12 protein-coding genes are annotated in these 12,298 nt (G+C 64.1%); 8 read left to right on the top strand and 4 right to left on the bottom strand.

Annotated elements, in window-relative coordinates:
* Nucleotides 1-26 precede the first annotated feature (26 nt).
* A complete protein-coding gene (locus tag FJW10_RS03435) occupies nt 27-1,361 on the top strand; it encodes a dicarboxylate/amino acid:cation symporter (RefSeq protein ID WP_140898403.1) in 1,335 nt (444 codons plus the stop codon).
* Nucleotides 1,362-1,486: 125 nt separating this feature from the next.
* Nucleotides 1,487-2,068, top strand: coding sequence for a histidine phosphatase family protein (locus FJW10_RS03430; protein ID WP_140898402.1), 582 nt, complete (start codon nt 1,487-1,489; stop codon nt 2,066-2,068).
* A gap of 61 nt (nt 2,069-2,129) precedes the next feature.
* Here the strand turns inward: FJW10_RS03430 and FJW10_RS03425 are convergent, their stop codons facing one another.
* The 3 genes from FJW10_RS03425 to FJW10_RS03415 all read right to left on the bottom strand — a co-directional run bounded on the left by FJW10_RS03425 (nt 2,130) and on the right by FJW10_RS03415 (nt 4,020).
* Nucleotides 2,130-2,873 carry a pseudouridine synthase gene (locus FJW10_RS03425; protein ID WP_140898400.1) on the bottom strand — a complete coding sequence of 248 codons (744 nt, stop codon included), beginning with the start codon at nt 2,871-2,873 and terminating at the stop codon, nt 2,130-2,132.
* A 97-nt stretch (nt 2,874-2,970) separates the two neighbouring features.
* Nucleotides 2,971-3,453, bottom strand: coding sequence for a hypothetical protein (locus FJW10_RS03420; protein ID WP_246674097.1), 483 nt, complete (start codon nt 3,451-3,453; stop codon nt 2,971-2,973).
* A gap of 126 nt (nt 3,454-3,579) precedes the next feature.
* A complete protein-coding gene (locus FJW10_RS03415) occupies nt 3,580-4,020 on the bottom strand; it encodes a hypothetical protein (protein WP_140834029.1) in 441 nt (146 codons plus the stop codon).
* Nucleotides 4,021-4,254: 234 nt separating this feature from the next.
* Here FJW10_RS03415 and FJW10_RS03410 point away from each other — a divergent pair, with 234 nt between their 5' ends.
* Nucleotides 4,255-5,343 carry a helix-turn-helix transcriptional regulator gene (locus FJW10_RS03410; RefSeq protein ID WP_140898398.1) on the top strand — a complete coding sequence of 363 codons (1,089 nt, stop codon included), beginning with the start codon at nt 4,255-4,257 and terminating at the stop codon, nt 5,341-5,343.
* Nucleotides 5,344-5,453: 110 nt separating this feature from the next.
* Nucleotides 5,454-6,473 (top strand): NAD-dependent epimerase, encoded by a 1,020-nt coding sequence (locus FJW10_RS03405; RefSeq protein WP_140898396.1) that lies wholly within the window; start codon nt 5,454-5,456, stop codon nt 6,471-6,473.
* Between the two features lie 27 nt (nt 6,474-6,500).
* On the opposite strand, the gene FJW10_RS03400 is transcribed toward FJW10_RS03405, so the two are convergent.
* Nucleotides 6,501-7,814, bottom strand: coding sequence for an MFS transporter (locus tag FJW10_RS03400; protein ID WP_140898395.1), 1,314 nt, complete (start codon nt 7,812-7,814; stop codon nt 6,501-6,503).
* A gap of 245 nt (nt 7,815-8,059) precedes the next feature.
* Between FJW10_RS03400 and cyoA the strand changes: the two genes are divergently transcribed.
* Genes cyoA through cyoD form a run of 4 tightly spaced genes read left to right on the top strand, consistent with a single transcriptional unit; the run spans nt 8,060 to nt 12,258 of the window.
* A complete protein-coding gene (cyoA, locus tag FJW10_RS03395) occupies nt 8,060-9,241 on the top strand; it encodes a ubiquinol oxidase subunit II (RefSeq protein WP_140898393.1) in 1,182 nt (393 codons plus the stop codon).
* Nucleotides 9,242-9,251: 10 nt separating this feature from the next.
* Complete coding sequence (gene cyoB / locus FJW10_RS03390) at nt 9,252-11,258, top strand: cytochrome o ubiquinol oxidase subunit I (protein WP_140834052.1); 2,007 nt, start codon at nt 9,252-9,254, stop codon at nt 11,256-11,258.
* Between the two features lie 2 nt (nt 11,259-11,260).
* Nucleotides 11,261-11,887, top strand: coding sequence for a cytochrome o ubiquinol oxidase subunit III (cyoC, locus tag FJW10_RS03385; RefSeq protein ID WP_181177405.1), 627 nt, complete (start codon nt 11,261-11,263; stop codon nt 11,885-11,887).
* Nucleotides 11,884-12,258 carry a cytochrome o ubiquinol oxidase subunit IV gene (gene cyoD / locus FJW10_RS03380; RefSeq protein ID WP_140834065.1) on the top strand — a complete coding sequence of 125 codons (375 nt, stop codon included), beginning with the start codon at nt 11,884-11,886 and terminating at the stop codon, nt 12,256-12,258. Before cyoC ends, cyoD begins: the two co-directional genes overlap by 4 nt.
* Nucleotides 12,259-12,298: the final 40 nt, after the last annotated feature.

Genomic DNA, 12,298 nt, shown 5'->3' with positions numbered 1-12,298 from the left:
CGATCGGGGGCCGAACGGAGGACATCATGCAGACAGCAATCGCTGCCGCCGAACCGCGCGGCAAGGTTCCCTTTTACCGGCATCTCTATGTGCAGGTCCTGGTGGCGATTGCCGCCGGTATCCTGCTTGGCCATTTCTACCCCGACCTGGGCGCATCGCTGAAACCGCTTGGCGACGCCTTCATCAAGCTGGTCAAGATGGTGATCGCGCCGGTGATCTTCCTCACCGTGGCGACCGGCATTGCCGGTGTCTCCGACCTGCACAAGGTCGGCCGCGTCGCCGGCAAGGCGATGATCTATTTCCTCGTCTTCTCGACATTGGCGCTCGTCGTCGGCCTCGTCGTGTCGAACGTCATTCAGCCCGGCGCCGGCATGCACATCAACCCGGCGACTCTCGATCCCTCGAAAGTGGCGACCTTCACCGAGAAGGCGCATGACTCTTCCATCGTCGGCTTCTTGATGAACATCATCCCCGACACCATCACCGGCGCCTTCGCCCAGGGCGACATCCTGCAGGTGCTGTTCTTCTCGGTGCTGTTCGGCATAGCGCTGGCGCTGGTCGGCGAGCGCGGCCGCCCCGTGGTCGATTTCCTGCAGGCGCTGACCTCGCCGGTCTTCCGCCTCGTCGCCATCCTGATGAAGGCGGCGCCCATCGGCGCCTTCGGCGCCATGGCCTTCACCGTCGGCAAATACGGCATCGGCTCGATCGCCAACCTCGCCATGCTGATCGGCACCTTCTATCTGACGTCGCTGCTCTTCGTGCTGGTCGTGCTCGGCACTGTGGCATGGTATAACGGCTTCTCGATCCTCGCGCTGATCCGCTACATCAAGGAAGAACTGCTGCTGGTGCTCGGTACCTCGTCGTCGGAAGCAGCACTTCCGGGCCTGATGGCCAAGATGGAGCGCGCCGGCTGCAACCGCTCGGTGGTCGGCCTGGTCATCCCGACCGGCTATTCCTTCAACCTCGACGGCACCAACATCTACATGACGCTGGCAGCACTTTTCATCGCCCAGGCGACCGACACGCCGCTCACCTTCGGCGACCAGATCCTGCTCTTGCTCGTCGCCATGCTGAGCTCGAAGGGTGCGGCCGGCATCACCGGCGCCGGCTTCATCACACTGGCCGCAACGCTCTCGGTCGTGCCCTCCGTGCCGGTCGCCGGCATGGCGCTGATCCTCGGCGTCGACCGCTTCATGTCGGAATGCCGCGCGCTCACCAACTTCGTCGGCAACGCGGTCGCGACCGTCGTCGTGGCGCGCTGGGAAGGTGAGCTCGACCAGACCAAATTCGCCGCCGCCATGGCCGGCCAGTTGCCGGAAGAAGCCGACCTCGCGTTGTCGGGCGGCCTGCAGCCTGCCTAGCCAACCAGCATCCTCCCGATGCCGAACAGGTCGCGGCAATCGCCGCGGCCTGTTCATTTTGTCGGCCGCCGCATAGGCTGCGCGCGCCGGATTCCCGGCGAAACATTCAGCCGAGAGGCAGGTCGATGAGCAGCGCGTATCCCGAGATCTATCTTGTCCGTCATGGCGAGACGGAGTGGAGTCTCTCGGGCAGGCATACCGGCCGCACCGACATCCCCCTGACCGCGAAAGGCGAGGAGGCCGCGCGCGGCGTCGCCGAACGCCTCGAGGGACTGACTTTCCAGGCCGTCTGGTCGAGCCCGTCGCAGCGCGCCTTCGACACCTGCCGCCTCGCCGGTTTTGGCGAGCGCGCGGTCAAGAAGCCGGACCTGCAGGAATGGGATTACGGCGCTTACGAAGGCGTGACGACCAAGGAGATATTGTCCAAGCGTCCCGGCTGGCAGTTGTTTCGCGACGGCTGCCCGGGCGGCGAAACGGCGGCCGGTGTCGGCGCCCGCGCCGATACCATCATCGCCGGGCTGCGCGCGGTTGCCGGCAATGTGCTCATCTTCTCCAGCTCGCATTTCCTGCGTGTGTTCGCGTCGCGCTGGGTCGGCCTGCCGCCGGAAGGCGGCGAGCATTTCGTGCTCGACACCGCCAGCCTCAGCATCCTCGGCTACGAGCACGACCTGACCGAGGCGGTCATCCGCCGCTGGAACCAGAAGTAGCCCCGCTGGATGGCAGCCCAGGTGCCTCTGGCCCGTGGATGACGAAGCTGAGACGTTTCGGCTAGACTCCCATCATCGCCAGTTCCTCCGCGGTCAAATGCCGCGCCTTGCCCTTGGCAAGCTCGCCGAGCTGCAATCCGCCGATCGCCACCCTGATCAGCCGCGGCACCTCGATGTCGAAAGCGCCGAGCAGCCTGCGGATCTGCCGGTTGCGTCCCTCGTCGAGCACGATCTCCAGCCACGCCGTCCGCCCGCCGCTGCGCAACAGCGCGATCGAGCTTGCGGTGAGCAGCTCGCCGTCGACGACCGCCCCTTGGCGAAAGCGCTCCAGCATCGCGTCGTCGGGCAAGGCCGCGATCTGCACGTGATAGGTCTTGGCGACATGCGAGGCGGGGTCGAGCAGACCGTTCGCCCAGCGCGTGTCGTTGCTCATCAAAAGCAGCCCTTCGCTCGCCTTGTCGAGGCGGCCAACGGGCGACACGAAGGGCAGGTCGAGCCCTTCCAGGCAGTCATAGACGGTGCCGCGGCCTTCGGGGTCGTCGCGGGTCGTGACCAGGCCTCGCGGCTTGTTGAGCATCAGATAGACCTTACGCTCGGCAACGACGCGCTCGCCGTCGACGGTGATGCGGTCGCGGCCGGGATCGATGCGCAGCAAGGCATCGCGCACCGTCACGCCGCCGACCCGCACCCGCCCCTCGGCGACGAAACGCTCGGCCTGCGTGCGTGAGCAGAAGCCAAGCTTGGAAAGCGCTCGGGCGAGGCTGACCTTTGGTGTTGCTGATCGTCGGTCGGGTTGGCGTGCCACTGTCTCTGTCTTCGGACTTGCTCAAAACGCTGCAACCGATGCCACGCCTGGCGAGATCGGCGCAAGCGGCTCCATTACCCGGTTCGGGTCGCCGGTTTCACTCCTGCGGCGCGCTCAACCGCCGGTAGGAGATGCCGTCGAACGTTGCCGTCACGAAGCTTTTGACCGACATCTTGCGCTTGCGCCCGTCGCTGCAGGCGTAAAGCGGCCAGCCGGCCTCGCTGCATTCGCTAGCCATGCAGATGCGGGTCACGCAGTTGCCTGCGGTCAGCCGGAAGCCACCCTTGCCGGCAAAGCCCTGCAGCAGACTGCCATCCGAGGAACGCCATGTCCGTTGTTGGAATTCAGGCCGCAGCAGCCGGGGCTCGAGGGGGGCGGCCAAACCGGCCTGGTCCGTATGGCCCGAATATTGAAGCCGGTAGCGCGCCATGCCGGTCGTGTATGCGGTAACGAGATCGGATTGGCCCGAATATGCCGCCGACAGCTCGGGATGATCGAAAAGATGGGACGCGCGTGTCTCCGCCTCTGACGGTCTCGTCAGGGCAGCGATGGCAACCATGGCCAGGCAGAAGCGCAACATCTCGATTTCCGGCAGCCATACCGATCCGGCGTGCCGGCTTGCCCGGCTGCCTGCGCTTACCATCTTTCCAATCGGATTTTCGCGCAAGCGCCGGTTTTCGGGTGTCGTAAGGCGCCCTCGCTTTCGTCAGCTGTTGGCGGCCGGCAGCAGCTCGAACAGGTGGGCGCCGTTCTCGCGCCCTCGGTCGATATAGCCGATCACGCGGAACCATTTCGCTACGTCGGGCCTGTCCAGCCAGCTGCGCGAATGCACGGGAAGGTTGCCGGCGAGCGCCTGGACATGGCGGATGTGGCGCTTGCAGAAGCGGACCGTCGAGGCGTTGAAGAAATCCTCCTGCGCGGCAAAGAGCGTATCGGCGGCGTCCGCATGCTCGTGCCAGGCGATGATCGCCACCGTCCTGTCGTCCTGGACAAGCGCATGCGCCCGTCCTTCCTTCAGGTTCATCATCAGATTGTCATAGGCGCTTTTGCTGTCCTTGCCGGCCGCCACATACTCGTCCGACATTCGCTTGGACAGGCCGTGGAACACATCTTCCAGATCTCCGACCGTCGCCGCGCGTGCTCTCATTTCTCCTCCTGACAGCCCGCTGGCAGTTTGCCCCAAGGAAGGGGGATCACCAAGAAAACCAAATCCCCGATCCGGGCCATGCGCGCAATCTCATTTCGCACGGAAGGGTTCAATCGCTGACCGCGCTCGCATATAAGCATTGGCTTGAGATCGCATTTCCATTGTTGGATACTGGCGGTCTACCGGGCCTGGCCGGACCCGCTCGTTCTCTCGGCAGCGTTCTCAATGGCGGCCATGATCGATCTGATTGAAACCATCTACGAGGCGGCCTTCGTCCCGGAGCGGTGGAACACGGTGCTCCAGAAAACGGGCGGCCTGTCGAACTCGGCCAGCGCCCAGGTCTTCTTCTTCAGCGACGACGGCCCGCCGCGCGGAACGACGCTCGACAATTTGCGGCCGCTGTTCGACGAGTTCATCAAGGGGGATTTCTGGAAGTTCTGCGACAGTGTGCAGAAGATGTGCGGCTTGCAGCCGGCGAGCTTCGTACGCGTCGACGACTTTATGAGTCCCGATGAGATCGAGCGCGATCCGGCCCGTATCATGCTGCGGCAATTCGGCATCGGCGCGCATCTGTGCACCGCGATACCGATGCCGACCGGCGAACTGGCGACCTTCGTCTTCCAGAAATGGATCCGGGACGGCGGCTTCGCGCAAGGCGAGGTCGACGGGCTCGATGCGCTGCGGCCGCATCTGGCCCGCGCCAGCCTTGTCGCCGGCCGGCTGCGGATGGAGCGGGCGGAGGCCGCCACCTCGGCGCTCGACCTGCTTGGGTTGCCGGCAGCCGTGTTGTCGGCCAATGGGCGCGTCATGGCCACCAACCCGCATCTGGACAGGCTCGACACGGCCTTCCTGCCCGTGGCCTATGGCGGACTGGCAATCGCCGACCGCGACGCCAACCGGCTGTTCCAGCTGGCCGTGACCGGCATGAGCCGCACCGACAATTCGGTCGGGTCGATACCGGTGCCAGGCATCGGCGGCGAGGCGCCTTTCGTCGTCCATCTGTTGCCGCTGCGGCGCTCGGCGCACGACATTTTCGGCAACGCCGACATCCTTGTGATGGCCACGCCCGTCAAGCCGAGCGCGCTTGTGCCTTCGGCGAGCCTGCTCAACGCCTTGTTCGATCTGACGCCGTCGGAGGCACGGCTGGCAGCCGATCTTGCCGCCGGACTCACTTTGGCGGAAACGGCCGCGCGTGGCGGCATCACCGTCAAATCCGCCCGGACCTATCTCGAGCGCGTCTTCCAGAAAACCGGCACCCATCAGCAGAGCCAGCTGGTCGCCATGTTGAAGACGCTGCAGCCGCTGGCCTCACCGCCGCAATGACAGGACTGCGTTGGAGCGGCGGAAGAAAGCGTATCGTTGAATTCGTCGCCAGCCTGCCATAAAAGGCGCAGGCTTTCGACTGGCTGAGGCTGCAGCGTTAGGGGTATGCATTGACGTCGAGCAGGCCGATCCTGATCACCGGCGCAGCCGGCTTCATAGGTTTTCACCTTTGCCAGAGGCTGCTTGCCGAAGGCCGGCAGGTTGTCGGCCTCGATTCCATGAACGAGTATTACGACGTCGCGCTGAAGCAGGCGCGGCTCGAGCGGCTGAAGGCGTTCCCGAATTTTCGTTTCGAGCATGTCGATCTCGCCGACCGCGACGGCATCTCGGGGGTCTTTGCGTCGGTCGCGCCGGAGATCGTCGTCAACCTCGCCGCGCAGGCGGGCGTCCGCTATTCGCTGGTCAATCCGCACGTCTATGCGCAAAGCAATCTCAACGGCTTCCTCAACATCCTGGAAGGGTGCCGGCAGGCCTCGGTCGGCCATCTCGTCTACGCTTCGTCGAGCTCGATCTATGGCGGCAGCACGCGCATGCCGTTCTCGGTGCATGATTCCGCCGACCATCCCCTCAGCCTCTATGCCGCCAGCAAAAAGGCGAACGAGCTGATGGCCCACACCTACAGCCATCTGTTCGGGCTGCCGACGACGGGCCTGCGCTTCTTCACCGTCTACGGTCCGTGGGGACGGCCCGACATGGCCTTGTTCATCTTCACCAAGGCCATCCTCGCCGGCCAGCCGATCGACGTTTTCAACCATGGCAACATGCAGCGGGATTTCACCTATATCGACGACATCGTCGAGGGGGTGGTCCGCGTCATGCGGCATCCCGCGGCGCCCAACCCCGATTGGAAAAGCGCTGCGCCGGACCCGGCGACGAGCACCGCGCCGTTCAGGATCCACAACGTCGGCGACAGCTCGCCCGTCGAGCTCAGCCGGCTCATCGACGTGCTGGAAGACGCGCTTGGGCGCAAGGCGATCCGCAACATGATGCCGCTCCAGCCGGGCGACGTTCTGGCGACCTTCGCCGATGTCACCTCGCTGGAAGAGGTGATCGGCTTCAAGCCCAAGATCCCGATCGAGATCGGCGTCCCGCGCTTCGTGGAATGGTACCGGGATTTCTACCAGGTCTGACTGGGCGCCTGCCGCCGCGACAATATACTAGCGGTCGGTCGTGGACGCTTGCCTGTCGATCCAGAGCGCAATCAGCGTGCAGGCGGCGCCCGAAAGCAGGTAAGCGCCGGCGGCGATAAGGCCGAAATTGCCGGCTAGAAGCAGCGCGGCAAGCGGCGCGAAGCCGGCGCCGAACATCCAGGCCAGGTCCGATGTGACCGCCGAGCCGGTATAGCGGTGCTGGCGCGAGAAGCTCGATGCCACGACGCCCGAGGACTGCCCGAAGCTCAAGCCCAGCAGGATGAAGCCGAGCACCATGAACACCGTCTCGCCGACGGTGCCGCCGTTGAGAAGCTGTGGGGCAAAGCCGCTGAAAGCGGCGATGGCAACGGCGCCGCCGCCGAGCAGGGCACGCCGTCCGACACGGTCGGCCAGCGGCCCCGATGCGACGATAGCCGCGATGCCGAACAGCGCGCTCACCGCCTCGATGACCAGGAAACGTTCCGGGCCCTCATTGGTGAACAGGAACACCCAGGATAGCGGGAACACCGTCACCATATGGAACAGCGCAAAGCTCGCCAGCGGCGCGAAGGCGCCGACCACGACGTTGCGTCCTTCAGTCCGAACCATCTCCCTGATGCGCGTCGGCTGCAGGTCGCCGCTCTCGTAGAGTTTCGAGAATTCGGGCGTGACCACGATGCGCAGCCTGGCAAACAGCGCCACGACGTTGATGGCGAAGGCGACGAAGAAGGGATAGCGCCAGCCCCAGGCAAAGAAGTCGTCGGCCGAGAGGTTGGCGACGAAGAAAGCAAATAGCGAGCTTGCCACGATGAGCCCGATCGGCGCGCCGAGCTGCGGGATCATAGCATAGATGCCGCGCCGGTTTTGCGGCGCGTTCAGCGCCAGGAGGGAGGGCAGTCCGTCCCATGTCCCGCCGAGCGCCAGCCCCTGCAGGAAGCGGGTGAGCGCCAGCAGCCAGGCGGCGACCGCGCCGACATCCTCATAGGAGGGCAGGAACGCCATGGCCACCGTCGAGGTGCCGAGCAGGAACAGCGCGATCGTCAGCTTGGCGCCGCGGCCATAGGCGCGGTCGATCGCCATGAATAGCACGGTGCCGAACGGGCGCGCGATGAAGGCCAGCGCGAAGATGGCGAAGGAGTAGAGTGTTCCGACCAGCGGGTCGTGCGTTGGGAACACAAGCTTGGGGAACACGATCACGGAAGCGATCGCATAGACGAAGAAATCGAAGAATTCCGACGTCCTGCCGATGATCACGCCGACCGCGATATCGCCCGCGCTGACCTGGCCGTGATGCGAGCCGATCAGCCTGCTGTCAGTTTCGGCAGTCGAAGTTTCAGCCATCGTTTCCGTCGCCACCGAGCTCAAGTTCGGAACGCGATTGTCATCGTCCCGATGCGATGTTGTCGTCATCCAGATGCGATGTTGTCGTCATCCCATTATGCGTGCACACTTTCGCGAAAGCCATACCGGCTGGGCATTGGACAAATTGTCCAATGTCGTCGCCGTGCCTGCGGCAGTAGCCGTTGGTCCATATCGCATCGCAACCTGCAAAGATCTTGCTGCAGGGCCATCGAGGGCAGCGTTTGATGAGACGATCCGGACTCTTGCTTCTTTTTCCGCTCGCCGTGCTGCTGAGCGGTTGCGATCTGGTCGTACTGGCGCCCGCGGGCGATGTGGCAGTGCAGCAGCGCGACCTGCTCGTCGTCTCGACACTGCTGATGCTGCTCGTCATCGTGCCCGTCATGGCGCTGACCGTGCTGTTTGCCTGGCGCTACCGGCAGTCCAGCACCACGGCGACCTATACGCCGGACTGGGACCATTCGACCAAGCTGGAACTGGTGATCTGGGCGGCACCCCTGCTTGTCATCATCTGCCTGGGCGCGCTCACCTGGCTCGGCACCCATCTGCTCGATCCCTACCGGCGCATCGACCGGATCGAACCAGGACAGCCGGTCACCCAGAACCACAAGCCGCTCAAGGTCGAGGTCGTCGCGCTGGATTGGAAATGGCTCTTCATCTATCCCGATTACGGCATTGCCTCCGTCAACGAGCTGGCGGCGCCGGTCAACCAGCCGATCGACTTCCGCATTACCTCCTCAACGGTGATGAACTCCTTCTACATTCCAGCTCTTGCCGGGCAAATCTACGCCATGCCCGCCATGGAGACGAAGCTGCACGCCGTCATCAACCGTCCGGGCACCTATACCGGCTTCTCGGCCAACTACAGCGGCGCCGGCTTCTCCGGCATGCGCTTTGTGTTTCACGGCCTCTCCGGCCAGGCCTTCGCCGATTGGGTGACGCAGACCAAGAGCGCGCAGGCCACGCTCAACCGAGACAGTTATCTCGAGCTCGAACGTCCGAGCGAGAACGAGCCGGTCCGCTACTACGCCTCCGTCGATCCCGACCTCTTCGGCGCCATCCTCAATTTGTGCGTCGAGCGCGGCAAGATGTGCATGAACGAGATGATGTCGATCGACGCCAAGGGCGGCTTGGGGCTCGCCGGCGTGCGCAACACCCTGCCGCTGCAATATGACAAGCTTGCCCGGCGCGGCGCGGTGTTCGGCAACGATCCGTCCTATGTCGCAAGCATCTGCACGGCGGAGGAAGCGGCCGCCGCCTCGCGCGCGGCCCGCGATGCCGACGCGAAATACTGGCCGGTGCGCGATCTTTCGCCATTGCGCGGGGCAGGGCTGCTCAGTCCAGGGGCAGGCCGCCGCCGCGCCGACGCCAAGACGCCGTCGCTCGGGCTGCTGCGCTTCGAATTGTGAGGAATGGCGGATGCCTGAGACGCTGACCAAATTCATCTTCGGCCGCCTCACTCTGGAGTCGCTGCCGCTGCACGAGCCGATCGTCGTCGGCACCTTCATCGCGGTGGCGCTCGGCGGTGCCGCTGTTCTTGGCGCCATCACGTATTTCAAGCTCTGGGGCTATTTGTGGCGCGAGTGGTTCACCAGCGTGGACCACAAGAAGATCGGCGTAATGTACATGGCGCTCGGCCTCATCATGCTGCTGCGCGGCTTCTCCGACGCCATCATGATGCGCCTGCAGCAGGCCATCGCCTTCAACGGTTCCGAGGGCTACCTCAACGCCCATCACTACGACCAGATATTTACCGCCCATGGCGTGATCATGATCTTCTTCGTGGCGATGCCTTTCGTCACCGGGCTGATGAACTTCGTCGTGCCGCTGCAGATCGGCGCGCGCGACGTCTCCTTCCCCTTCCTCAACAATTTCAGCTTCTGGATGACGGTCGGCGGCGCCATCCTGGTCATGGCCTCGCTGTTCGTCGGCGAATTCGCCCGCACCGGCTGGCTGGCCTATCCGCCGCTCTCCGGCATCAATTACAGTCCCGACGTCGGCGTCGATTACTACATCTGGGCGCTGCAGGTCGCCGGCGTCGGCACGACGTTGTCCGGCATCAACCTGATCTGCACCATCATCAAGATGCGCGCCCCCGGCATGACGATGATGCGCATGCCCGTCTTCACCTGGACCTCGCTCTGCACCAACGTGCTGATCGTGGCGTCCTTCCCGGTGCTGACGGCCGTGCTGACGCTGCTCGCGCTCGACCGCTATGTCGGCACCAACTTCTTCACCAACGACTTCGGCGGCAACCCGATGATGTATGTGAACCTCATCTGGATATGGGGTCACCCGGAGGTCTACATCCTCATCCTGCCGCTGTTCGGCGTCTTCTCCGAAGTCACCTCGACCTTCTCCGGCAAGCGCCTGTTCGGCTACACCTCCATGGTCTACGCCACCGTGGTCATCACCATCCTTTCGTATCTCGTCTGGCTGCACCACTTCTTCACCATGGGCTCCGGCGCCAGCGTCAATTCCTTCTTCGGCATCACCACGATGATCATCTCGATCCCGACCGGGGCGAAGATATTCAATTGGCTGTTCACCATGTATCGCGGCCGCATCCGCTTCGAACTGCCGATGATGTGGACGGTGGCCTTCATGCTCACCTTCACCGTCGGCGGCATGACCGGCGTGCTGCTTGCCGTGCCACCGGCCGACTTCGTGCTGCACAACAGCCTGTTCCTGATCGCGCATTTCCACAACGTCATCATCGGCGGCGTGCTGTTCGGCCTGTTCGCCGGCATCGCCTATTGGTGGCCGAAGGCCTTCGGCTTCAAGCTCGATCCGTTCTGGGGCAAGGTCTCGTTCTGGTGCTGGGTGCTCGGCTTCTGGTTCGCCTTCATGCCGCTCTATATCCTCGGCCTGATGGGCGTGACGCGCCGCATGCGCGTGTTCGACGATCCCTCGCTGCAGATATGGTTCGTCATCGCCGCCTTCGGCGCCGTGCTGATCGCCTGCGGCATCGCCGCCTTCCTGGTCCAGATCTTCGTCTCCATCCGCAAACGCGCGGAACTGGTCGACGTCACCGGCGATCCCTGGGACGGACGCACGCTCGAATGGTCGACCTCCTCGCCGCCGCCGGCCTACAACTTCGCCTTCACGCCAGTCATCCGCGACAACGACGCCTGGTGGGACATGAAGAAGGCCGGCTACCGGCGTCCTCTGTCCGGCTTCAAGCCGATCCACATGCCGAGCAACACCGGCACTGGCGTGATCCTCGCTGTCTTCAGCGTCGCGCTCGGATTCGGCCTGATCTGGTACATGTGGTGGCTGGCGGCGCTGAGCTTCGTCTGCCTCATCGCCACCGCGATCGGCCACACCTTCAACTACCACCGCGACTTCGACATCCCGGCTGCCGAGGTCGCGCAAACGGAAGAGGCGAGGACGACGCTCCTCACCGCTCAGGGGGCTAGGGCTTGAGCATGGCATCGACGGCGATCACGGCCGATACCGCACCGGTCTTCCATCTGGAAGAGGAGCATGCGCACGCCGAAGGCGGCAGCACCATGCTCGGCTTCTGGCTCTATCTGATGAGCGACTGCCTGATCTTCGCCATGCTGTTCGCGGCCTATGGCGTGCTGGGCGGCAATTACGCGGCGGGTCCGGCGCCGAAGGACCTGTTCGATCTCGGCCTGGTGGCGGTCAACACCACCATGCTGCTGCTCTCCTCGATCACCTATGGCTTCGCCATGCTGACCATGGACAAGGGCCGCGTCGGCGCGACGCAAGCATGGCTCGCCGTGACCATGCTGTTCGGCCTGGCGTTCCTCTCCATCGAGCTCTACGAATTCGCGCATATGATCCATGAGGGCGCGACGCCGCAGCGCAGCGCCTTCCTGTCATCTTTCTTCACTCTGGTCGGCACGCACGGCCTGCATGTCACCTTCGGCATCGTCTGGATGGTGACGCTGATGGTGCAGGTGGCGCGATACGGCCTCATCGAGGCCAACCGCCGCCGGCTGATGTGCCTCTCCATGTTCTGGCACTTCCTCGACGTCGTCTGGATCGGCGTCTTCACCTTCGTCTATCTGATGGGGATGCTCAGATGAGCGCTCATGATCATGCCGATCACGACCACACCCATGGCGGCGCCGCGCACGGGTCGCTGAAGGGCTACCTGATCGGCTTCGTCCTGTCGGTGATCCTCACCGCCATCCCGTTCTGGATGGTCATGGCGGGCGCCATCGACAACAAGCAGGCGACAGCCATCATCGTCATGGCCTTCGCGGTGGTGCAGATCGTGGTCCACATGGTCTTCTTCCTGCATATGAATCCCGCCTCGGAAGGCGGATGGTCGATGCTGGCGCTCATCTTCACGGTGATCCTCGTCGTCATCGTGCTCAGCGGCTCGCTCTGGGTGATGTACCACCTCAACGCCAACATGATGCCCGGGCTCCACGAGATGCGGGAGATGCCATGAGCCCCGTTTCGGGCGTGAGTGTGTCGGGCGTGGAGAGGGC

Origin of the sequence: Mesorhizobium sp. B4-1-1, assembly GCF_006439375.1 — a bacterium.
Taxonomy (GTDB): Bacteria; Pseudomonadota; Alphaproteobacteria; order Rhizobiales; family Rhizobiaceae; genus Mesorhizobium.
This window is presented reverse-complemented; position numbering and strand designations above follow the sequence as displayed.